Source organism: Agromyces larvae (assembly GCF_022811705.1).
GTDB classification, from domain to species: Bacteria; Actinomycetota; Actinomycetes; order Actinomycetales; family Microbacteriaceae; genus Agromyces; species Agromyces larvae.
On sequence record NZ_CP094528.1, the window covers coordinates 3,974,221 to 3,994,551 of the forward strand.

22 protein-coding genes are annotated in these 20,331 nt (G+C 72.8%); 8 read left to right on the forward strand and 14 right to left on the reverse strand.

Annotation, left to right across the window (positions count from 1 at the left end; genetic code table 11):
* The first annotated feature begins 15 nt into the window (after positions 1-15).
* Complete coding sequence (locus MTO99_RS18875) at positions 16-612, forward strand: histidine phosphatase family protein (protein WP_243555784.1); 597 nt, start codon at positions 16-18, stop codon at positions 610-612.
* Positions 613-659: 47 nt separating this feature from the next.
* A complete protein-coding gene (locus MTO99_RS18880; protein WP_243555786.1) occupies positions 660-1,253 on the forward strand; it encodes a class I SAM-dependent methyltransferase in 594 nt (197 codons plus the stop codon).
* A 15-nt stretch (positions 1,254-1,268) separates the two neighbouring features.
* Here the strand turns inward: MTO99_RS18880 and MTO99_RS18885 are convergent, their stop codons facing one another.
* Genes MTO99_RS18885 through MTO99_RS18895 form a run of 3 tightly spaced genes read right to left on the reverse strand, consistent with a single transcriptional unit; the run spans position 1,269 to position 3,275 of the window.
* Entirely contained in the window at positions 1,269-2,330 is a 1,062-nt protein-coding gene (locus MTO99_RS18885; RefSeq protein ID WP_243555788.1) for a trans-sulfuration enzyme family protein, read from the reverse strand.
* A 54-nt stretch (positions 2,331-2,384) separates the two neighbouring features.
* The gene (locus MTO99_RS18890; RefSeq protein WP_243555790.1) at positions 2,385-2,741 is read right to left on the reverse strand and encodes a hypothetical protein; all 357 of its coding nucleotides are present in this window, start codon (positions 2,739-2,741) and stop codon (positions 2,385-2,387) included.
* A gap of 51 nt (positions 2,742-2,792) precedes the next feature.
* On the reverse strand, positions 2,793-3,275 hold the full coding sequence (locus tag MTO99_RS18895) for an NUDIX hydrolase (RefSeq protein WP_243555792.1): 483 nt from the start codon (positions 3,273-3,275) through the stop codon (positions 2,793-2,795).
* A 267-nt stretch (positions 3,276-3,542) separates the two neighbouring features.
* Here MTO99_RS18895 and MTO99_RS18900 point away from each other — a divergent pair, with 267 nt between their 5' ends.
* Positions 3,543-3,713 (forward strand): hypothetical protein, encoded by a 171-nt coding sequence (locus MTO99_RS18900; RefSeq protein ID WP_243555794.1) that lies wholly within the window; start codon positions 3,543-3,545, stop codon positions 3,711-3,713.
* A gap of 21 nt (positions 3,714-3,734) precedes the next feature.
* Here the strand turns inward: MTO99_RS18900 and MTO99_RS18905 are convergent, their stop codons facing one another.
* Together MTO99_RS18905 and MTO99_RS18910 are read right to left on the reverse strand one after the other, a co-directional pair.
* The gene (locus tag MTO99_RS18905; RefSeq protein ID WP_243555796.1) at positions 3,735-4,751 is read right to left on the reverse strand and encodes a PHP domain-containing protein; all 1,017 of its coding nucleotides are present in this window, start codon (positions 4,749-4,751) and stop codon (positions 3,735-3,737) included.
* Between the two features lie 47 nt (positions 4,752-4,798).
* Positions 4,799-5,242: a hypothetical protein gene (locus MTO99_RS18910; protein WP_243555797.1), complete on the reverse strand. Its 444-nt coding sequence runs from the start codon at positions 5,240-5,242 to the stop codon at positions 4,799-4,801.
* A gap of 259 nt (positions 5,243-5,501) precedes the next feature.
* Between MTO99_RS18910 and MTO99_RS18915 the strand changes: the two genes are divergently transcribed.
* Positions 5,502-5,804 (forward strand): DUF1540 domain-containing protein, encoded by a 303-nt coding sequence (locus tag MTO99_RS18915; protein ID WP_243555799.1) that lies wholly within the window; start codon positions 5,502-5,504, stop codon positions 5,802-5,804.
* Positions 5,805-5,841: 37 nt separating this feature from the next.
* Here MTO99_RS18915 and MTO99_RS18920 read toward each other — a convergent pair whose 3' ends face one another.
* Positions 5,842-6,357, reverse strand: coding sequence for a MarR family winged helix-turn-helix transcriptional regulator (locus MTO99_RS18920; RefSeq protein ID WP_243555801.1), 516 nt, complete (start codon positions 6,355-6,357; stop codon positions 5,842-5,844).
* A gap of 84 nt (positions 6,358-6,441) precedes the next feature.
* Here MTO99_RS18920 and MTO99_RS18925 point away from each other — a divergent pair, with 84 nt between their 5' ends.
* Positions 6,442-7,014 (forward strand): NADPH-dependent F420 reductase, encoded by a 573-nt coding sequence (locus tag MTO99_RS18925; RefSeq protein ID WP_243555803.1) that lies wholly within the window; start codon positions 6,442-6,444, stop codon positions 7,012-7,014.
* A 13-nt stretch (positions 7,015-7,027) separates the two neighbouring features.
* Here the strand turns inward: MTO99_RS18925 and MTO99_RS18930 are convergent, their stop codons facing one another.
* A complete protein-coding gene (locus tag MTO99_RS18930) occupies positions 7,028-7,789 on the reverse strand; it encodes an MBL fold metallo-hydrolase (RefSeq protein WP_243555804.1) in 762 nt (253 codons plus the stop codon).
* Between the two features lie 134 nt (positions 7,790-7,923).
* On the opposite strand from MTO99_RS18930, the gene MTO99_RS18935 reads away from it, so the two are divergent.
* From MTO99_RS18935 to MTO99_RS18945, 3 genes are all read left to right on the forward strand, one after another.
* Entirely contained in the window at positions 7,924-8,646 is a 723-nt protein-coding gene (locus MTO99_RS18935) for an NUDIX domain-containing protein (protein ID WP_243555806.1), read from the forward strand.
* A gap of 25 nt (positions 8,647-8,671) precedes the next feature.
* Complete coding sequence (locus MTO99_RS18940; RefSeq protein ID WP_243555807.1) at positions 8,672-10,132, forward strand: lipase maturation factor family protein; 1,461 nt, start codon at positions 8,672-8,674, stop codon at positions 10,130-10,132.
* Between the two features lie 64 nt (positions 10,133-10,196).
* Complete coding sequence (locus MTO99_RS18945; protein WP_243555809.1) at positions 10,197-11,333, forward strand: AI-2E family transporter; 1,137 nt, start codon at positions 10,197-10,199, stop codon at positions 11,331-11,333.
* Positions 11,334-11,406: 73 nt separating this feature from the next.
* On the opposite strand, the gene MTO99_RS18950 is transcribed toward MTO99_RS18945, so the two are convergent.
* From MTO99_RS18950 to MTO99_RS18980, 7 genes are all read right to left on the reverse strand, one after another.
* Positions 11,407-12,678, reverse strand: coding sequence for a sugar ABC transporter permease (locus MTO99_RS18950; RefSeq protein WP_243555811.1), 1,272 nt, complete (start codon positions 12,676-12,678; stop codon positions 11,407-11,409).
* Entirely contained in the window at positions 12,675-13,472 is a 798-nt protein-coding gene (locus MTO99_RS18955) for an ATP-binding cassette domain-containing protein (protein ID WP_243555813.1), read from the reverse strand. The genes MTO99_RS18950 and MTO99_RS18955 overlap by 4 nt, the downstream gene beginning before the upstream one ends.
* Positions 13,473-13,565: 93 nt before the next feature.
* On the reverse strand, positions 13,566-14,648 hold the full coding sequence (locus MTO99_RS18960) for a sugar ABC transporter substrate-binding protein (RefSeq protein ID WP_243555815.1): 1,083 nt from the start codon (positions 14,646-14,648) through the stop codon (positions 13,566-13,568).
* A gap of 250 nt (positions 14,649-14,898) precedes the next feature.
* Positions 14,899-16,254, reverse strand: a complete 1,356-nt coding sequence (locus MTO99_RS18965; protein ID WP_243555817.1) for a GNAT family N-acetyltransferase — start codon at positions 16,252-16,254, stop codon at positions 14,899-14,901.
* A 61-nt stretch (positions 16,255-16,315) separates the two neighbouring features.
* Positions 16,316-18,040, reverse strand: a complete 1,725-nt coding sequence (locus MTO99_RS18970) for an NAD(P)/FAD-dependent oxidoreductase (protein WP_243555819.1) — start codon at positions 18,038-18,040, stop codon at positions 16,316-16,318.
* Between the two features lie 177 nt (positions 18,041-18,217).
* A complete protein-coding gene (locus tag MTO99_RS18975; RefSeq protein ID WP_243555820.1) occupies positions 18,218-19,117 on the reverse strand; it encodes a sugar phosphate isomerase/epimerase family protein in 900 nt (299 codons plus the stop codon).
* Complete coding sequence (locus tag MTO99_RS18980; protein ID WP_243555822.1) at positions 19,114-20,331, reverse strand: dihydrodipicolinate synthase family protein; 1,218 nt, start codon at positions 20,329-20,331, stop codon at positions 19,114-19,116. Before MTO99_RS18980 ends, MTO99_RS18975 begins: the two co-directional genes overlap by 4 nt.

Sequence of the window (20,331 nt, forward strand, 5' to 3'; positions counted from 1 at the left end):
TCATAGGCTGGAGCCATGACGATCGCCCTCATCCGCCACGGCCAGACCGACTGGAACGCCGCGCGGCGGCTGCAGGGGCGCAGCGACGTCCCGCTGAACGACACCGGCCGTGCGCAGGCGCGCGACGCCGCATCCCTGCTAGCCGCCGAACCGTGGGACCTGGTCGTCAGCTCGACGCTCGCCCGCGCCCGCGAGACCGCCGCGATCCTCGCGGAGGAGCTCGCGCTGCCGGTCGCGGGCGCCTACCACGAGCTGGTCGAGCAGGACTACGGCGTCGCCGAGGGGATGCTGGTGGCCGACATGCGCGCGCGCTGGCCCGAGCGGGACATCCCCGGCATGGAGTCCGACGACGCCGTCCGCGGCAGAGCGCTCGACGGCCTCGCGCGCCTCGCCGACGCGCACCCCGGAGCTCGCGTGCTCGCGGTCGCGCACGGCACGTTCATCCGGCACGCGCTCGCCGCCGTGAGCGGACACGCCGCCGGGGATTACCCGCCGCTCGCCAACCTCTCGGCATCGGTGATCGTGCCCGGCGAGGCGGGCTGGCGCGTCGAGACCGTCGCCGGGGCGCCGTTCGCCGACCTCCTCGACGCGCTCGGCGGTCGCGCGGCGTAGCCCGCGGCTGGCTTGACGCACCGCCCCCGGCGTGGTCGCATGGCCCGGTGACGCGCCAGACGACCCCGCTCATCGACGACGACGCCCTCGACGACCTCGAGCGCGAGTTCGTCGGACGGGTGCGCGGTCGCGTGCTCGAGATCGGCGCGGGCGACGGCGAGAACTTCGGCGCGCTGCATCCGGATGTCGCGTGGGTCGGCCTGGAACCCGACCCCGCGCGGCGTGCCGAGCTCGCGATCCGCGCGCGCGAATGGCGGCACGATGCGGCGCCGATCGACGGCGTCGCCGAGGCGATCCCGCTGCCCGACGCATCGGTCGACGCGGTCGTCGGCACCTACGTGCTCTGCTCGGTCGCCGACCCGGCGCACGCCCTCGCCGAGGTGCGCCGGGTGCTGGTGCCGGGCGGCCGGGTCGTGTTCGTCGATCACGTCGTCGCACCGCCGCACACGGTCAAGCGGGTGGTGCAGCGGCTCGCGACGCCCATCTCGGCGCGGGTCTGCCACGGCTGCCACTGGGACCGCGACACCGCGGCCGCATTGGCGGGCGCCGGATTCGCCGCCGACGACGTTCGGCGGTTGCGCGTCCGGTCGATGCCGTTCGGGTCGGTGCCGACGCTGCTGTTCGACGGGCACGCGAGCTGACCGCTCGCGGCCGGCTCAGCCGATCGCGTCGAGGGCGCGGATCAGGTCGTCGGCCAGATCGTCGGGATGCTCCAGCCCGACCGAGAGCCGCACCAGCCCGTCGGGGATGGTCTCGGCCTCGGCCGCCCAGCGGCGCCGGCGCTCGAACGTCGATTCCACGCCGCCGAGGCTCGTCGCGTGGATCCAGAGCTTCGTCGAGACCGTGAGCGCATCGGCGGCCTCGGCGCCGCCGCGCAGCACGATCGAGACGATCGTGCTGAACCCGGGGTAGCGCACCTGCTCGAGCCGCGGGTGGTCGCTGAGCCGCGCGACCAGCTCGCGGGCGGTCGCCTCGGCGCGGTCGAGCCGCACGGCGAGCGTGCGCAGCCCCCGCAGCGCGAGGAACGCCTCGAACGCCGACGGCACCGCCCCGCCGAGGGAGCGGCGGGCGACGAGCTGTTCGGCGTGCGCGGCGTCGGCGGCGATCACCGCGCCCATGATGAGGTCGCTGTGCCCCGAGATCGCCTTCGTCGCCGAGTGCACGACGAGGTCGGCGCCGAGCGTGAGCGGCTTCTGCCGCAGCGGCGTGGCGAACGTGTTGTCGACGACCACGAGGGTGCCGTGCGCGTGCGCGCCCGCGGTGAGCGCGGCGATGTCGGCGACTTCGAGCGCGGGGTTCGTCGGCGACTCGAACCAGAGCATCGCGGCGCCGTCGCATGCGGCGATCACCGCGTCGGTGTCGGTGAGGTCGACGAGCCGCAGTTCGACGCGGCCCGCCGCCGCGCGATCTTCGAGCTGCAGCACGGTGCCGGTGTAGGAGTGCCGCGGGGCGACGACGATGCCGCCCGGCGCGACCAGGTCGAGCACCGCCGACGTGGCCGCGATGCCCGAGGCGAACGAGATGCAGCGCCCGCCCTCGAGTGCGCCCAGCACATCTTCGAAGGCCGTCCACGACGGATTGCCGTACCGGCCGTACTCGAGCTCGCCGCCGGCGACGTAGGTCGAGGCGAGATGGATCGGCACGTTCAGGGGCTGGTCGGAGTCGTGCGAGGGGCGGCCGGCGGTCACGGCGACCGTCTCGGGGTGAAGATGCGACATCCTCCGAGCGTAATCGAGCGCACGGAGCCGGATCGGCCGCGGAGCGAGCCGGCCTCAGAGGTAGAACAGCGGAATGGTGAACCCGCCGACCGCGAGCGTCGCGATCGCGCCGGCGAACGTGGCGGCGATCTGCAGCACGAACAGGATGCGGGCGACGAGGACCCGCCGCGACGTCGTGGCGCGCGCACCCGTGAGGGCGGCGGCGGCCGCGAGCGCGACCACGATCGCCGTCCACCAGATCGCGACGTCGAAGCGGGCTCCGGGCTCGGGGCACACCTGGACGCCGTTGCAGATGATGGGCGCCTGCCCGAGCGCGAGCAGCGCCAGCGCGGCCAGCACCCCGATGACGGCGGGCGCGACGACGGCCCCCGCGGCGGCCCGCGAGGGGACGACGCCATCCGACCCGGTCACCATTCCATGGTGCCCCCCGAAGGAGTCACCGCGGTGCGCCGGAGCCGCTCGTTACGGAGTTGAGAGCCCCTCGTTGCCGAATCGTTGCCCGACCAGATCGAGCGCCGCCCGCTGCCCCGCGGACAGCAGCGGGCGTGCGGCGTCGAGCCCGAACCATCCGGCCCCGTCGATCTCGGGGAACCGCTGCACCCGACCCGACCGCGGCGGCCACTCGAGCTCGAACTCGTTGCTGGCGACCCGCTCGACCGCGAAGTCGTCGACCTCGACCGCGAAGACGTGCACGACCTTGCCCGAGGCGGAGCGCACCTCGCCGAGGTCGGCGACGGCCCCCTCCGGCGGTGCGGTGCCGATCTCCTCGGCGAACTCGCGCCGCGCCGCGGCGGCGTCGTCCTCGCCGGGGCCGACCTCGCCCTTCGGGATCGACCACGCGCCCTCGGTCTTGCGCGCCCAGAACGGGCCGCCGAGGTGCGCGATGAACACCTCGAGCCCGGGCCTGCGGCGCACGAGCAGCAGCCCGGCGCTGCGCTGCGGCATCTCAGCGCTGCTTCGGCGCCCTCACCAGCGACCAGAGCGCGGCGAGCAGCAGCACCCCGCCGACCGCCCCTATCGTGCCGAGCACTGCCCAGAGCATCGCCTCGGTGGCCATCGGTTCCTCCTCGCCGGCGCTGCCGTGCGCCCCTCGGCCCATTCTGCCGCCGCGCGTCGGCCCGGCGGAAGGGCGCGCGGGCGATCGGATGTCAAGGCGTTGCCGCGGCACCGCCGCACGGGCAGGCTCGAGGCATCCGATCGAGGAGGTCCGCGATGAGCGACGCGCACGACGACCGGCTGGAGCGAGTGGCGGCGACGTCGCCCGAGCCCGCACCCGACGGGGTGCCCGAGGTGAACGGGCCCGACGCCGACGACCTCGAGGTCGACAACGCGGTGGAGGCCGACACCGCGGAGACGGTCGACCCCGACAACGCGCCGGCCTGAGCCGCCAGCGCGGGCATGCGCTCAGCGGTTGCGGCGCGACCAGGCCAGCAGGTCGTCGACCGGCCAGGTCGTGACGATGCGTTCGGGCGGGATGCCCGCCGCCTCGGCGCGCGCCGCGCCGAGCGCGAGGAAGGCGGAGTGGCCGGGCGCGTGCCCGTCGCTGTCGATCGAGAACAGGCATCCCGCGTCGAGGGCGAGCGCGATGAGCTCGTCGGGCGGGTCCTCGCGCTCGGGCCGCGAGTTGATCTCGACCGCCACCCCGTTCGCCACGCAGGCGGCGAAGACCGCCTCGGCGTCGAACTCCGACTGCGGCCGCGTGCCGCGGGAGCCGCGCACGAGCCGGCCCGTGCAGTGCCCCAGCACGTTCGTGTGCGGGTCGGCGACGGCGCGGAGCATCCGCTCGGTCATCGCCTCGCGAGGCGAGCGCAGCTTGGAGTGCACGCTGGCGACGACCACGTCGAGCCGGTCGAGCATCTCGGGAGTCTGGTCGAGCGAGCCGTCCTCGCGGATGTCGACCTCGATGCCCGGCAGGATCCGCACGCCGAGTTCGCCCGAGGAGTTCAGCGCTTCGACGATCTCGAGCTGCGACGCGAGCCGCTCGGCGGTGAGCCCGTTCGCGACCCGGAGGCTGGGGGAGTGGTCGGTGAGCGCGACGTACTCGAGCCCGGCCCCCGCCGCGGCGCGCGCCATCGCGGCGATCGACGTGGTGCCGTCGGACCACTCGCTGTGGCAGTGCAGGTCGCCGCGCAGCAGGGCGCGCAGGCCCGCGCGCACCTCGCCGACACCGGCCTTCTCGCGCAGGTCGGCCAGGTACGCGGGGACAGTCCCGGCGGATGCCTCGGCGATGACCTCGTACGTGGTGTCGCCGATGCCCGGGGTGCGCTTCAGACTGCCGTCGGCGAGCTTCGCGGCGAGCTCGTCGCCCGACAGCGGTTCGATCACCCCGAGCGCCCGGCGGAACGCCTTCGCCTTGTAGGGGTTCGCGAGCTCCTGCTCGAGCAGGCGCGCGATCTCATCGAGGGCGGACGCGGCATCCATGCGCCCATCCTGCCCCAGGCCGGATGCCCCGGCGAGGGGGGTGCGGCTCAGTCGATGACGAACTCGACGGGGTCGGTGGCCATCGGGCCGCCGCACTGCGCGGAGCCGCCCACGCGGTGCCACTCGGCGGTGAACGACTCGCGGGCGAGCTCGGTGACGCCGGGGCCGTACGCGATGAGGTCGAACTCCTCGGGGGCCGACATGTCGAGCGTGAAGCGCCAGACTCCCGTGCCGAGATCCTCGCCGGAGTACCACGGGCCTGCGGTCGGCGGATCCGTCGCCGCGGTCGGGCCTGGCACGGAGCATCCGGCTTCGTCGCAGAGCTCGACGAGCGCGACCTCGCCCGCCCGTGCACCGTCGAGCCTCACCTCGAGCGAGTTCATCCAGCCGATCGCGGGGCAGGCGTCGAGGATGACCTGGGCGGTGGAGCAGCCCGCGAGAAGCGGCACGAGCACGAGCACGGCGATCGTCGAGCGGAACATCCGGGGCATGTTCCGAGCCTGCCGCGCCCGCGGCATCCGTTCGAGCGCAGCGTCGGATCGTTGCCCGACCGATGCCGGATCGCGGTCGGATCGAGACCCGCCCGACCCAACCGAACAGCCCCGCCGGTCGTCCGGACCGCCGCGAAGGTGAGGCAATCCTTACCTGAAAACCGCCGCTGATCTGCGGAAAGGGCAGCCTCACCTTGCTATCGGACGGGCCGTGGGAGGCGTACCATCGGCCGCAACGACGAGCGTCCGGAGGCCCATCATGAGCATGACCATCGACGATCTGCCCCGCGTCACCGAGTGTGCGGTGCTCGGCTGCAGCTACAACGACCACTCGAACTGCCACGCTGCGGCGGTGACCATCGCGGGCGGCGTCGGCGACGCCGAGTGCGCCACGTTCATTCCGCTGGGGTCGAAGGGCGGGCTCGACAAGGTGATCTCGCACGTGGGCGCGTGTCAGCGCGCCGAGTGCGTGCACAACTCGTCGCTCGAGTGCACCGCGACCGCCGTGCGGGTGGGGCCGGGCGCCGACGCGGCCGACTGCCTCACCTACCAGCCGCGCTGATCGGGGGTCGCCCGGCGGTCGTCGCCGGGACGCGGGCTCAGCCCGCGCGCCGTATCGGGCCCTCGCTGAACTGGCAGCTGCTGGCGTCGAGCCGGGTGTCGGGGTCGAGACGCTCGAGGATGGCTCCGCCGATGGCGTAGAGCTGTTCGAGCTGCTCGGGGGTGAGCGCGTCGAGCACCGAGCGCCGGATGGTCGTCACGTGGCCGGGTGCCGCGCGCTCGACGAGGTCGAGACCGTCGGCCGTGACGGTGGCGTTCGTCGCGCGGCGGTCTTCGGGGCAGGGGAACCGGCGCACGAGCCCACGGTCTTCGAGTCGGCGCATGACGTGCGAGAGGCGGGGGAGGGTCGCGTTGGTCGCGGCCGCGAGCGCCGTCATGCGCAGCGTGCGGTCGGGTGCGGCCGCGAGCGAGCCGAGCGCCAGGTACTCGAAGTGCGTGAGGCCGGCGTCGGCGCCGAGTTGCGCGTCGAGGGCGACCGGCAGCAGTTCGGCGACGGCGATGAGCCGCACCCAGGCGGCGGACTCCTCGGGCGTGAGCCAGGTCGTGTCGGTCATGGGGGCATCCTATCGCATTAGTTGACGAAACAACTTTCCGGGCGTAAGGTGTTGGTTGTCTCAACAATCAATTGAAGGAGCGTCATGACCACCGTCAGCATCATCGGCAACGGCAACATGGGGTCGGCGATCGGCCGGATCGTGGAAGCCGGCGGTAACACCGTCGAGTTCATCGGGCGCGACGCGTCGCAGGCGCCGACCGGCGAGATCGTCGTGCTCGCCGTACCGTACCCCGCCCTCGCCGAGATCGTCGCGGGGCGCCGCGAGCAGCTGGCGGGCAAGGTCGTCGTCGACCTCACCAACCCCGTCGACTTCGCCACATTCGACTCGCTCGTCGTGCCGGCCGACGGGTCGGCCGCCGCCGAGCTCGCCCAGGCGCTGCCCGAATCGAAGGTCGTGAAGGCGTTCAACACCAACTTCGCCGCGACCCTCGCGTCGAAGGCCGTCGGCGAAGCCCCCACCACCGTGCTCATCGCCGGCGACGACCAGGCCGCGAAAGATCTGCTCGCCGACGTCGTGCGCGCGGGCGGCGTGCTGGCGGCCGACGCGGGCTCGCTCGCACGTGCGCGCGAGCTCGAGGCGATCGGGTTCCAGCAGATGGTGCTCGCGGTGCGCGAGCAGATCAGCTGGTCGGGCGGCTTCGCGCTCGCGAACTGAGCCGCCGCCGGCCTCAGCTGCGCAGGTACGCGAGCTGCGCCCGAACGGATGCCTCGGCCGCGAACCTCACCGCCGGGTCGACGTCGCCGTACACGACGTCGGTCACGGCCTCGGCCGAGGCATCCGGTCCGATCGCCGCGAGCGCCGCGCGCACCTGCGCGAGCCGCTCCTCGCGGTGCGCGAGATACGCCTCGCAGATCGCGCGCAGATCGGGCAGTTCGGGGCCGTGACCGGGCAGCACCGCGACCGGGCCCGGCGTGCCGAGCTCGCGCAGCCGCGCGAGCGAGTCGAGGTACGGGCCGAGCGCGCCGTCGGGGTCGGCGATGATCGTCGTGCCGCTGCCGAGCACGGTGTCGCCCGTGAGCACGGCGCCGTGCTCGCCCTCGCCGGGGAGCACCACGCACAGCGAATCGGCGGTGTGGCCCGGCGTCGCGAGGATCTCGAGATCGAGCCCCGCCGCGGTGATGCGCTCGCCGTCGGCGACCGGGGCCGCATCGCGGCACCAGGCCGCGTCGACCGCGCGCACCGGCGCGCCCGTGCGCGCATGGAACGCGTCGATCGCATCGCTGTGGTCGTGATGATGGTGCGTGAGCAGGATCAGCTCGACCGGGCCGTGCGCGGCGAGCGCGTCGAGATGGCCCTCGTCGAGCGGGCCCGGGTCGACGACCACGCAACCGGATGCCCCGGGCGCACGCAGCACGTACGAGTTCGTGCCGTCGAGGGTCATCGGGCCGGGGTTGGGGGCGCGCACGAGCGCGACCGAGGGATGCTCCATGCGCGGCAGCCTAGCGAGACCGGCCATCCGCCGGTCGAGCAGCGAGCGCCGGCGAGCGCGTCGAGACCCGGCGCGATGCCCTGCGGCGTCCGGAGCGCTCGACCGGCGGGGGCGGCGGGCATACCCTGACAGATGTGAGCGATCTCGAACAGCTGGTCGCCGGTACCGACCCGGGGTACGCCGCCACCGTCGTGCTCCTGCGCGACGGCGAGCTCGGCGTCGAGGTGCTGCTCGCGGAGCGCCCACGCGACCGCGGCTCGTTCGCCGGAGCATGGGTGTTCCCCGGCGGCGCGGTCGACGAGGCCGACCTCGGCGGCGACGCCGAGCACAGCGAGTGGGCCGCACGGCGTGCCGCCGCACGCGAGACCCGTGAGGAGGTCGGGCTCGACATCGACCCGGTCGACCTCGTGCCGTTCTCACGGTGGACTCCGCCCGAGGGCGCGCAGAAGCGCCTGATCACGACGTTCTTCGCGGTGCGCGTCCCCGACGGCGAGCTGCGCCTCGCACCCGACGAGGTGATGGCGGTCGAGTGGATCCGCCCGGTCGACGCGCTCGAACGGCACGCGCAGGGCGCCATGACGCTCTGGCCGCCGACCTGGGTGACCCTGCACACCCTGCAGCGCCATGAGTCGGTCGACGCCGCGCTGCGAGATCTCGCGAGTCGTGACATCCGGCCGTATGTGTCGCGGTTCCAGCGCGATCGCACCGTCCTCGTCTGGCAGGAGGACGCCGAGTTCGACGCCGACGGCGAGCACGCCGACCGACCGGCCGTGCCCGACGACGCGCCCGACGCCGACCTCGACCGGCACCGGCTCATGATGGACCGCCTGCCCTGGGTGTACCTCAACTCGTTCTGACGGGACGCACGGGATCGGCGTGGTCATGGACTGGCTCGGCTGGCTCGGCTGGTTCGACGCAGGCGACCACGAGATCGCCCGGCAGGTGCTGCAGCGCGGGGTCGCCGCGATCGCGATCGTCGCGTTCTGGTCGACGCTGAACCAGTTCCGCGTCCTGCTCGGTGAGCACGGGCTGCTGCCGGTGCAGCAGCTCGTGCGCGCGACGGGCGGGCGGCTGCGCGGGCCGAGTCTGTTCCGCTGGTGGCGGTACTCCGATCGTCGGCTCGTCGCGGTCGCGTGGGCCGGCATCGTGCTCGGGGCATCCGTCGTCTCGGGGCTGCCGCAACTCGGCCCGCCCTGGGTGCCGCTCCTCGTCTTCCTCGCGATGTGGGTGCTCTACCTGTCGATCGTGGTCGTCGGCCAGACGTTCTACGGCTTCGGCTGGGAGATGCTGCTGTGCGAGGCGCTGTTCACGGTCGCGTTCCTGGGCTCGGTGCACGAGCCGCCGCCGCTGACGATTCTGATCGCGGTGTGGTGGCTGGTGTTCCGGCTCGAGTTCGGGGCCGGCATGATCAAGATCCGCGGCGGGCGCGAGTGGCGCGACCTCACGGCGCTCATGTACCACCACGAGACGCAGCCGATGCCGGGGCCGCTCAGCCGACAGGCGCACCTGCTGCCGCCGTGGTTCCACCGGCTCGAGGTGATCGGCAACCACGTCGCGCAGCTCGCGGTGCCGTTCCTGCTGTTCGTGCCGGGGCCCGTCGCGAGCACTGCGGCCGCGGTGATCGTGCTCACCCAGCTCTGGCTCATCCTCACCGGCAACTTCGCGTGGCTGAACTGGATCACCGTCGTGCTCGCCGCGTCGGCGATCACCGACTCGGCGTGGCACTGGGCGATCCCGGCGATCCCCGCCGACCTCGGTGCCGAGACCGCCGGCACGCCGCTGTGGTGGGCGATCGCGGTGCTCGTCGCATCCGTGCTGTTCCTGCTGCTCGCCTGGGCGCCGCTGCGCAACCTGTTCACGAAGCGGCAGCTCATGAACGCGAGCTTCAACCGGTTCATGCTCGGCAACGCATACGGTGCGTTCGGCACCGTCACCAAGCGCCGCATCGAGTACGTCGTCGAGGGCACGGATGCTTCGGATCCCGACGATCCCGACGCGAACTGGCGCGAGTACGGCTTCAAGGGCAAGCCCGGTGACGTGCGCGCCGTGCCGCGGCAGTGGGCGCCCTACCACCTGCGCCTCGACTGGCTGATGTGGTTCCTGCCGCTGGGGCGGAGGTGGGAACCCTGGTTCGAGCGGTTCCTGCTGCGGCTGCTCGAAGCGGATGCCCCGACGCTGCGCCTGCTCGCCCACGACCCCTTCGCCGGAGAACGGCCGCGATGGGTGCGGGTGCGCGCGTACCGGTACCGCTTCACCACCCACGCCGAGTACCGCGCGACGCGGGCTCGGTGGGTCCGCACGCTCGACGGCGAGATCGTGCCCGCCGCCGAGCTGCACCCATAGCCCGCCGGGTCGGCGCGCCGCAAGGGTCTCGACCGGGGCCGGTGGTGCACCGTATCTTCGGCATATGGCTGTCGTGCGACGCCGGCGCCCTGCGCCGAAGATCCCCCCGCCCCCGCCGCCCGCGGCGGAGGTCACCGGAGACGGCGACAGCCGCGCCCCCGAGATCAAGGTGCGGGCGTTCCGCATCGGATTCGTCGGAGCGCTCGGCGTGCTCGCCGCGATCCTGCTCGGCGGGGTGCTCGGGCAGTTGTCGACCGTCATCCTCTACGTCGTGTTCGCGCTGTTCCTGGCGCTCGGACTCGACCCGGTCGTCAGCTGGCTCGAGCAGTGGATGCCGCGCTGGGTCGCGATCCTCATCATCATCGCGACGGTGCTCGGCGTGGTGGCGCTGCTCGTCGCGACCATCGTGCCGATCATCATCGAGCAGACGACGATCATCGTCGAGAACTGGGACGAGGTGCAGGACAACGTGCTGCACAACCCCGTCGTCGTGTGGTTGCAGAACCTGTTCCCCGACTTCGAGCTGCAGAGCACCATCGAGGACTTCCTCGTGTGGCTGCAGGATCCCGGCCACCTGGCCTCCCTCGGCGGCGGTGTGCTCGCCGTCGGCGCCGGCATCGCCGGCGGGTTCACCGGCGTCGTCATCGTGCTCATCCTGATGCTGTACTTCATGGCGTCGTTGCGCTCGATGGAGAAGTACGCGGCCCGCTTCGTGCCGGCGACGAGCCGCTCGAAGTTCCTCGAGCTCTCCGAGGAGATCACGGGGTCGGTGGGCCGGTACGTCATCGGGCAGGTCACGCTCGGCCTCATCAACGGTGTGCTGAGCTTCATCCTCCTGTCGATCATCGGGGCGCCGTCGCCGATCCTGCTGGCGTTCATCGCGTTCCTGTTCTCGCTGGTGCCGCTCGTGGGCACGCTCACCGGTTCGCTGGTGATCTCGCTCGTCTGCCTGGCCGCATCGCCGCTGACCGCGCTCGTCGCGATCATCTACTACGTCGTCTACATGCAAGTCGAGGCCTACGTCATCAGCCCGCGCATCATGAACCGTGCGGTGTCGGTGCCCGGCGCCCTCGTGGTGATCGCGGCGGTCGCCGGCGGCACGCTCGGCGGCGTGCTCGGCGCGCTGGTCGCGATCCCCGTCGCCGCGTCGCTCATCATCATCATCGAGAAGGTCGTCTTCCCGAGGCAGGACTCGATCTAGGGGCGCCGCCCCGGAACAGACGGATGCCACGGGCACAGGCCCGTGGCATCCGTCGCTGTCGCCCAGTACGACGTCAGGTTCGAGACGTGCCGCCCGCGCGGAGCCGCGACACCGCGTCGACCGTCGCCGCGAGCACGAGCACGCCGCCCGTGACGATGAAGTTCACACCCGCCGGCAGGTGGAGCAGCCCCAGGCCGTTCGTGATGACCGCGATCACCAGCGCACCGATCGCAGCGTGGACGAGCCGGCCGCGACCGCCGAACAGGCTCACGCCGCCGACGACCGCCGCGGCGACGCCCGACAGCACGATGTCGCGACCGACCGTCGCGTCGACCGAGCCGACGCGGGTGACGCTGAACAGCGCCGACACGACCGCGAGGCTCGAGCAGATGACGAACGCCCACCACTTGATCCAGCGCACCTTGACGCCCGAGCGACGCGCCGCCTCGGCGTTGCCGCCGATGGCGTAGAGGTAGCGGCCGAACCGGGTGCGGTCGAGCACGAACGTGCCGGCCCACAGGATGAGCAGCGTCACGGGGACGATGATCGGCACGCCCTGCACGGCCACGACCGACTGGCCGCGGTTCTGGTTCAGGATGTACACCACCGCGCCGCCGATGACGGCGATCACGCCGAGCTTGACCCAGACGAGGGCGATCGCCCGGTTCGGCACGCCGGCGCGGGTGCGGCGGGCACGATCCCAGAACGACGTGCCGGCCGAGACCGCGAGGATCACGCCCAGCATCGCCCAGCCCGCCCACACCGGCAGGTTGCTGTTCTGCAGGGCGAGCAGTTCGGGGATCTGCACCTTGTACAGGCCGCCGTCGCCGATGACGAGCAGCGCCAGACCCTGATACGCGAGGAACAGACCCAGCGTGACGACGAACGATGGAATGCCGACCCTCGCCACGAAGAACCCGATGAGCGCACCGGTCGCGATGCCGACGCCGAACCCGAGCAGCAGGGCGAGCGGCCACGGCGTGCTGAGCTTCGTGACGAGCACGACGAACAGCGCCATGCCGACACCGCCGGTGACGCCCGCCGAAAGGTCGATCTCGCCGAGCAGCAGGACGAAGACCAGCGCCATGCCGAGCATGACGAGGGTGGCCGCCTGGTTGAGCAGGTTCGCGAAGTTGCGTTCGGTGAGGAAGAACGGGCTGAGCGTCGCGAACAGGATCGTGAGCACGACCAGGCCGCCGACGGCGGGGAGGGCGCCCATGTCGCCGGCGCGCACGCGCTGCCACCAGGCGTTCACCTGATCGAGCACGCCGCCTTCGACGCCGCTGCCGATGAGGTCGCCCGCGATCGGGTCGGGGGATGCCTCGGTGCGGGTGGCCTGGCTCATGCGAGGTCTCCTGGGTCGATCGAAGAGGTGGAACTGGTGTTGAGCAGCGGCGAACCGTCCTGCGTCTTCGTGCCGGTGATGTACCCGACCACGTCGTCGCGGTTGGTGTCGACCGTGTCGAGCTCGGCGACCATCTGACCGAGGTACAGCACCGCGATGTGGTCGGCGACCGCGAACACGTCGGCGAGGTTGTGGCTGATCAGGATGACGGCCACGCCCTGGTCGGCGAGGCGCCGGACGAGTGCGAGCACCTGCTCGGTCTGGGCGACGCCGAGTGCGGCGGTCGGCTCGTCGAGGATGACGACCCGCGCCTTCTTCAGCACCGCACGCGCGATCGCGACCGTCTGGCGCTGACCGCCCGACAGGCTCGAGACCTTCTGGCGGATCGAGCGCACCGTGCGCACCGAGAGGGAGCGCAGCGTGTCCGACGCCTCCTTCTCCATGCGACCCTCGTCGAGCGTGCCGGTCGCGAGCTCCTCGCGCCCGAGGAACATGTTCTGGACGATGTCGAGGTTGTCGCAGAGCGCGAGGTCCTGGTACACCACCTCGATGCCGAGGCCGGCCGCTTCGCGGGGGGTGTGCAGGTCGTGGTGGACCCCGTCGATGAGGACTTCGCCCTCGTCGTAGGGCTGGACGCCGGCGAGACCCTTGATGAGGGTCGACTTGCCGGCGCCGTTGTCGCCCACGAGGGCGGTGACCTTGCCGGGGTGGACTCTGAGGTTCACGCCTTTCAGGACGGTCACGGGGCCGAAGGACTTCTTGACCCCCCTGAGCTCGATGATCGGTTCTGTCATGCTCGCTTCCTTGCGGTTCATGTGCGTCGTCTCGGGTACCCGACGGCCGAGGGGCGTCGCGCTGGCTCACGCGACGCCCCCCGAGCGTGCCGCTTACCCTACGCCGAACTCCGCGCACTTGTCGGCGAGGCTGACGCCCTCGATCTCACCCGTGCAGATCTCGTCGGCGGAGGCGTCGCCGGCGTCGACCACCTGCTGCACCTCGTTCGGACCGACGAGCACCGGGGTGACGGCGATGTACGGCGTGCCGTCCTCGAGCTCCTGGTCGGCGCTCGGGGTCTCGCCGCTCAGCAGCGCGACGGCGACCTCGACGGCCGCCTCGGCCTCGAGCTTGACGGGCTTGTACACCGTGGCGGTCTGCCACCCGGTGAGGATGTTCTGCAGACCCGCGATGTTCGCGTCCTGGCCGGACACCGCGACGCCGGTCAGGCCGTTGCGCTGGAGCACGCCGATCACGCCGTCGGCGTTCGTGTCGTTCGCCGCCCAGACGCCGTCGACCACACCGCCCAGGCCGGTGAGGGCCTGCTCGAAGTTGGTCGCCGACTTCTCGCCGTCCCAGACGCCCGGGGGCTCGGCCGCAGCGGTGATGCCCGCCGCCTCCATGACCTCGACGGCGCCGTCGTGGAACATCTTCGCGTTGCCGTCGGTCGGGTCGCCGCCCATGTAGACGACGATCGCCGAAGCCGGGTCCTTGCCGGCGGCCTCGAGGCCGTCGAGCACGGTCTGGCCCTGCAGGCGGCCGACCTCGACGTTGTCGAACGAGACGTAGTAGTCGGCGCCGGCGAACGGACGGTCGTACGCGATGACCGGGATGCCCTCGGCCGAGGCCTTGGCGGCCACGCCCTCGGCGGCGCCCTGGTAGTCGACGAGCAGCATGACGCCGCAGCCCTGGGTGAGCTGCTGGTCGGCGATCGTCGAGAACTTGTTGACGTCGCCGCCCGCGTTCTGGATGTCGGCTTCGAAGCCGGCTGCCTCGAGACCCTCCTGCAGATACTTGCGGTCGAAGTTCTCCCAGCGCGGCGACGACTCGGCGTCGGGCAGGATCACGCAGGCGCGCGTCGAGGCTTCGCCGCCCTCGTCGCCGGTGCCTCCACCGTCGTTGCCCGAACAACCTGCCAGCAGCAGCGCCGAGACTCCGGCGAGTGCGGCAGCAGAGACCAATGAAGATTTCTTCACGGCTCTCCCCTTCTTCAAAGGTGAGGTCGACCCCTCCTGGTTCCCTCGTCGGCTTTGGCGAGGGCAATCGCCATGATCGCGCAATTCGCGGGCTGCCGAACAAAATAGAGATAACGGTTCTACAACTTACTGACAGGTGAGTAAGTGCCGGAGGGCGGGATGTGCCTCGAACGGGAGGCACGCAGGGAGCGCAGCGCGGAGGGCGGCGCAGAGGGCGGCGCGGTGCGAGATCGGGGGAGCGAGCCCGAGGTCAGAACCAGATCGTCAGAGCGGGTTCGCGGTCGGACGAGAAGAGCCGATCGGCGAGCGCCAACGACCCGCGCGAGTGCTCGACGACACGGCCGGCGCGGGCCAGCGTGGTGGCCCGCACCCCGCCCAGCAGCATCGACCCGAGCTCGCGGACCCCGAGTCGCAGACCGTGCGGCTGCCGCGAACGGCGCGAACCGCCGACCGGCACCGAGCCCGGAGCATCCGCCCCCTCGACCCGCCGCACCTCGGCGCGGCCGTCGGTCGAGGCATCCAGTTCGAACGCCCCGCCCGCGAACCCGAGCGGATCGTCGACCTCGAGCCGCAGCGTCCCCGCGCCCCCGAACCGACGGCCCGACAGCGCGGCGACCGGGTCGAGCACGCGAAGCCACAGGTGGTCGCCGACGTCGTCGAACCGCACCGCCCGGGCATCCTCGAGCAGCCACGGCAGCGGCTCGTCGACCGAGCGCAGCTGCACCCGCACCTCGTCGACGAAGTCGATCTCGCAGAACACCCGCCAGATCGCGCGCTCGGCATCGTCCGTCGCGGCGGCGATGAAGTCGCTCTCGAGCACACCCGGCCGGTCGGGATCGCGCACCACCCGATAGGTGGCGAACCCCTGCGTCTCGCCGCGCTCGTCGTCGTACCGCACGGCGCGGATGCTGCGGCTGCGCTCGGACTCGGGATCGACCAGGCCGAGCACCCGGTCGAGCAGCGCAGGCCAGCGGTCGATCTCGCCCGGCGTGCGCGACACCGCCCGGCGCACCAGCTGCGGCGCGAGCTCGCGCAACGAAGCCGGGTCGACGAGGTGCACCCGGCCCGGGGCATCCGCACCGATCCAGTGCGCCCGCCGCCGGTCGACCCGCACGGTCGCCATGCGCGTCGCCGGCGCGTAGCCGTACCTGCCGTAGATCGTCGCCTCGGTCGCGGTCAGCATCGCGATCGCGGCGCCCGCGGACGCCGCGTCGCGCAGCTCGGCCTGCATGAGCGATCGGGCGATGCCGCGCCGGCGGTGCGTCGGCGCGACGGTGACCGAGCTCACCGCCCAGGCGTCGAGGCTGCGGCCGCCCGGCACGCTGAGCCCGGTCGGCCAGCTCGACACCGTCGCGATCGGGATCGCCGGCGTCGCCGAAGCCGGGTCGTACACGCCGCGCACCAGGCGGTCGGCGAACACCCGCCGCTCGTGCACCAGGTCGACCTCGCGCGGGCGCGGATGGTGGAAGCCGCGGGCGTCGGCCTGCGACCACGCGTCGAACGCCGCCTGGTCGGACGGATCCACCTGCCGATAGCGGAGTCCGCGCGCCTCGAGCTCCTGCTCGGCGCGCCGGTCGACGGGGGTGCTCCGCGGATCGAACGACATCGACTCAGCCTAACCAGCCGCGGAGCATCGCGGGCGCGGTCGGATGCGTCGACCGGATGCCTCACCCGCCCGTGTGCGGACCGAGGTGCCGGTGCACGGCCGAGACGACCGCCGATCCTTCGCCCACCGCGGCCGCCACGCGCTTCAGCGAGCCCCGACGCACGTCGCCCACGGCGAAGCATCCGGGCAGCGACGTCTCGAGCGGGTCGGGCTCGCGGTCGCCCGGCCAGGCCGAAGCATCCTGCTCGGCGATCTGCGGACCGGTGAGGATCGAACCCCACCGGTCGCGCAGCACCGCATCTCCCAGCCAGTCGGTGCGCGGGCGCGCGCCGATGGTGATGAACAGCGCCTGCGCCGTGACCGTATCTCGGGAGCCGTCGCGGTGCTCGAGCACGACGGTCGCGAGCGTTCCGTCGGCGTCGGCCCCGACATCGACGACGCGCGAATCGCCGATCACCCCGACGCCGGCCGCCTCGAGCTGGGCGATCAGGTACTGCGACATGCTCTCGGCGAGGTGCTCGCCGCGCACCACGAGCGCGACCGACCGCGCGAACCGGGCCAGGTGCAGCGCCGCCTGACCCGCGGAATTGCCGCCCCCGACGACAAGCACGTCGCGTCCCGCTTGGCCGCGGGCCTCGACCGAGGACGCCCCGTAGAAGACGGATGCCCCGATGAACGGGTCGAGCGCGGGCACCGCGAGACGACGGTAGTCGACCCCCGTCGCGACCACGACCGAGCGGGCGGTGACCCCCGAGTGCTCCTCGCCCGCACCGCCGACCTCGATGCGGAAACCGCCGTCGGCGGTGCGCGCGAACCCCGTCGCGCGGCGCGCGAGCGCGAACCGGGCACCGAACAGCCACGCCTGCCGGTACGCGTTCAAGGCGAGGTCGCCGCCGGGGACGCCGCGCGCGAAGCCCAGGTAGTTGCGGATCAGCGAACTGCCGCCCGCCTGCCCGCCGATCGACGCCGCCTCGAGCACCAGCGCGTCGAGCCCCTCGCTCGCCGCGTACACCGCCGCCGCGAGCCCCGCCGGGCCCGCGCCCACGATCACCAGCTCGACCGGGCGATCGGGCAGATCGGTGCGCAGACCCGCCGCCCGCGCCAGCGCGGCATCATCGGGGTCGACGAGCACCTGCCCGAGCTCGGTGGCGACGATCGGCGGCGTCTCGGCACCGGGGCGGTCGGCATCGGCTCGCACGCCCGCCCGCGCGAGCAGATCCTGCGCCGCCGGGTCGGACGGCGCGAGCGTGCGCACCTGGGCGCCGGTGCGGTCGAGACGGGCGCGCAGCGCGTGCGTGCGCGGACGAGCCGGGTCGCCCACCAGCACGTACCCGGGCCGGTCGGCGCCCGTAGCGCGAGCCCAGTCGCGCAGCAGTTCGGTGACGCCCCGGTGGAACGCCTCGTCGGGGCTGTGCCGCGGCGCGACGAGGTACGTCTCGACGGCGGCCCGCGCCATCAGTGCGAGCACCCTCGCGGTCGCCGACTCGTCGCCCCAATCGCCCCAGTCGAGCAGCAACGCCCGGCGGGCGTCCGGGAACGCGCGGCGGATCTCGGCGAGGACGTGTTCGTCGGCTCCGACGGCGTCGAGCGCGGTCAGCGCGATCGCGAGCCGGCCGCCCCGCGCGGCGAGATGCTCGACCGCCGTGCGCGCCGACGAGGCATCCGGATGCTCCTGCACCTCGTAGTCGGCGCCGTACCGCCGGGCGAGCTCGTGCACGACCCGGCCCCGCCCGGCGCCCGCGACCAGGATGACCGGCGACCCCGCCGGCGCACGGCCTTCGGCCATGACCCGCGTCCTCTCGCGCGGCGCCCCCGACGCCGCTCCCGCCGCGAGTGTATCGCCGCGCCCGGCGCGCGGCCCAGCACCGCAGACGCCCGATGTGCGCAATTCAGGTCCGGAGTCGTGTCGTGCGGCGTGTCGACCCGGATCAACCGCGACACGCCGCGCGGCGACCTGAATTGGCTACACGCGGGCGCGGGCCGGCGCGGGGGTGGCGGCGGCGAGGTGCGGGGCGACCGCGGCGGCGAAGGTCTCGGCGGTGCGGGCGACGACCTCGTCGAACGGGGTCGCGAAGACGTCGTCGTTGAAGATCTCGACCTCGACGTCGCCGGTGTAACCGGCCTGCTCGACCGCGCGGGTGAGCGTCGCGAAGTCGATCACGCCGTCGCCCGGGTAGTGCCGGCTGTTCAGCACGTTCGCGGGCAGCGGGGTCTTCCAGTCGCAGACCTGGTAGGTCGCGATCCGACCGGATGTCCCGGCGCGGGCGATCTGCGGCAGCACCTCTGGGTCCCACCAGATGTGGAACGTGTCGACCGTGACGCCGACGACCTCGGGGGCGAACGGCTCGGCGAGGTCGAGCGCCTGCGCGAGGGTCGTGACGACGCACCGGTCGGACGCGAACATCGGGTGCAGCGGCTCGATCGCCATCGTGACGCCCGCCGCCTCGGCCTCGGGGGCGAGCTCGGCCAGCGCCTCCTGCACGCGGGCGCGCGCGCCGATCACGTCGCGCGAGCCCTCGGGCAGGCCGCCCGCGACCAGCACGTACACCGCGGCCGAGCCGGGGGCGCCGGCGGCGGCGAGCGTCGCCGTCTCCTCGATCGCGCGGCGGTTGTCGTCGAGCTGCGCCCGGCGTGCGGGGCCCTCGTCCATCGTGAAGAACCCGCCGCGGCACAGCGTCGAGAACCGCAGACCGCTCGCCGCGAGCCGGCGTGCGGCCTCGGCGAGGCCGACCTCCTGCACGGGCTCGCGCCACAGGCCGATCGACTCGTACCCGCCGGCGGCGACCGCGCGCAGCGCCTCGTCGAGGGTGGAGTGCTTGATCGTGCCCTGGTTCATCGACAGACGCGGGTGCGGGGTGCTCACGCGAGCACCTCCTCGACAGCCGGCGCAGCGATCGGCGCGGCCACGTCGACGCCGTTCAGCGTCAGCAGCGCATGCCAGCGCGCCGCGGCCAGCTCGGGCCGCTCGAGGGCGCCCGAGGCGTTCGCGAGCTCGACGATGCGCGAGAGGTGCGGCAGGCTCCGTGCGGCGTGCAGCCCGCCGACCATCTGGAAGGCGGCCTGGTGGCCGTTCAGCCAGCTGAGGAACGCGACGCCGGTCTTGTAGTAGAACGTCGGGGCGGCGAACACCTGGCGGCTGAGCTCCTCGGTCGGGCCGAGGATGCGGTGGTACTCGGCGTCGTCGCCGGCGTCGAGCGCCTGGATCGCGGCCGACGCGTTCGGCGCGAGCGCCGCGAACGCGCCGAGCAGCGCGTCGGAGTGCCCGCGCCCCGACCCGTCGGCACCGTCGCCGGCGATCAGCCCCACGTAGTGGAAGTCGTCGCCGGTGAACATGCGCGCCGAGACCGGCAGCCGCTCGCGCACCGAGATCTCGGCGTCGGCGTCGAGCAGGCTCATCTTCACGCCCTGCACCCGATCGGGGTGCTCGTCGATGATCTGCAGCAGGGTGCCGGCGGCGGCATCCGTGTCATCCGACCCGAAGTAGCCCGCGAGCTGCGGGTCGAACGCCGTGCCGAGCCAGTGCAGCACGACCGGTGCGCCCGCCGCGTCGAGCACCTCGCGGTACACCCGCAGGTAGTCGTCGGCGCTCGTCGCGGCGCGCGCGAGGTGGCGGCTCGCCATCAGCACGGCGCCCGCGCCCGCATCCTCGGCGTGGTGCAGCTGCGTCTTGTACGCGTCGATCACCTCGTCGAGCGAGATCCGCTCGGCCTCGACGTGATCGGTGTTGACGCCGACGACGAGCTTGCCGCCCACCGACTGCGCCTCGGCGGCGCTGCGCGTGATGAGCTCGCGCGTCGCGGCGGCGTCGAGGCCCATGTTGCGCTGGGCGGTGTCCATCGCGTCCGCCACGCCGAGCCCCCACGACCAGACGTGGTGGCGGAACGCGAGCGTGGCATCCCAGTCGATCTCGGCGGGCTGCCCCGGCGTGTTGTCGGCGAACGGCTTCGGCACCACGTGCGCGGCCGCGTACGCGACGCGGCTGGCGAGCGGGCCGCGGGGCGTGCGGAACGCGGGCGCCTCGGCGAGCGGCACGGCGGTCAGGCCGCCGGCCGCGTCGAGCAGGGTGAGGTCGGTCAT

Excerpts from the sequence above, each read along its gene's own strand:
- MTO99_RS18955 (WP_243555813.1), bottom strand. The coding sequence starts at position 13,472 with ATGACAGAACCGATCATCGAGCTCAGGGGGGTCAAGAAGTCCTTCGGC.
- MTO99_RS18900 (WP_243555794.1), top strand. The coding sequence starts at position 3,543 with ATGAGCGACGCGCACGACGACCGGCTGGAGCGAGTGGCGGCGACGTCG.
- MTO99_RS18925 (WP_243555803.1), top strand. The coding sequence starts at position 6,442 with ATGACCACCGTCAGCATCATCGGCAACGGCAACATGGGGTCGGCGATC.
- MTO99_RS18910 (WP_243555797.1), bottom strand. The coding sequence starts at position 5,242 with ATGCCCCGGATGTTCCGCTCGACGATCGCCGTGCTCGTGCTCGTGCCG.
- MTO99_RS18980 (WP_243555822.1), bottom strand. The coding sequence starts at position 20,331 with ATGACCGACCTCACCCTGCTCGACGCGGCCGGCGGCCTGACCGCCGTG.
- MTO99_RS18965 (WP_243555817.1), bottom strand. The coding sequence starts at position 16,254 with ATGTCGTTCGATCCGCGGAGCACCCCCGTCGACCGGCGCGCCGAGCAG.
- MTO99_RS18920 (WP_243555801.1), bottom strand. The coding sequence starts at position 6,357 with ATGACCGACACGACCTGGCTCACGCCCGAGGAGTCCGCCGCCTGGGTG.
- MTO99_RS18970 (WP_243555819.1), bottom strand. The coding sequence starts at position 18,040 with ATGGCCGAAGGCCGTGCGCCGGCGGGGTCGCCGGTCATCCTGGTCGCG.
- MTO99_RS18915 (WP_243555799.1), top strand. The coding sequence starts at position 5,502 with ATGAGCATGACCATCGACGATCTGCCCCGCGTCACCGAGTGTGCGGTG.
- MTO99_RS18940 (WP_243555807.1), top strand. The coding sequence starts at position 8,672 with ATGGACTGGCTCGGCTGGCTCGGCTGGTTCGACGCAGGCGACCACGAG.
- MTO99_RS18905 (WP_243555796.1), bottom strand. The coding sequence starts at position 4,751 with ATGGATGCCGCGTCCGCCCTCGATGAGATCGCGCGCCTGCTCGAGCAG.
- MTO99_RS18875 (WP_243555784.1), top strand. The coding sequence starts at position 16 with ATGACGATCGCCCTCATCCGCCACGGCCAGACCGACTGGAACGCCGCG.
- MTO99_RS18885 (WP_243555788.1), bottom strand. The coding sequence starts at position 2,330 with ATGTCGCATCTTCACCCCGAGACGGTCGCCGTGACCGCCGGCCGCCCC.
- MTO99_RS18930 (WP_243555804.1), bottom strand. The coding sequence starts at position 7,789 with ATGGAGCATCCCTCGGTCGCGCTCGTGCGCGCCCCCAACCCCGGCCCG.
- MTO99_RS18895 (WP_243555792.1), bottom strand. The coding sequence starts at position 3,275 with ATGCCGCAGCGCAGCGCCGGGCTGCTGCTCGTGCGCCGCAGGCCCGGG.
- MTO99_RS18950 (WP_243555811.1), bottom strand. The coding sequence starts at position 12,678 with ATGAGCCAGGCCACCCGCACCGAGGCATCCCCCGACCCGATCGCGGGC.
- MTO99_RS18945 (WP_243555809.1), top strand. The coding sequence starts at position 10,197 with ATGGCTGTCGTGCGACGCCGGCGCCCTGCGCCGAAGATCCCCCCGCCC.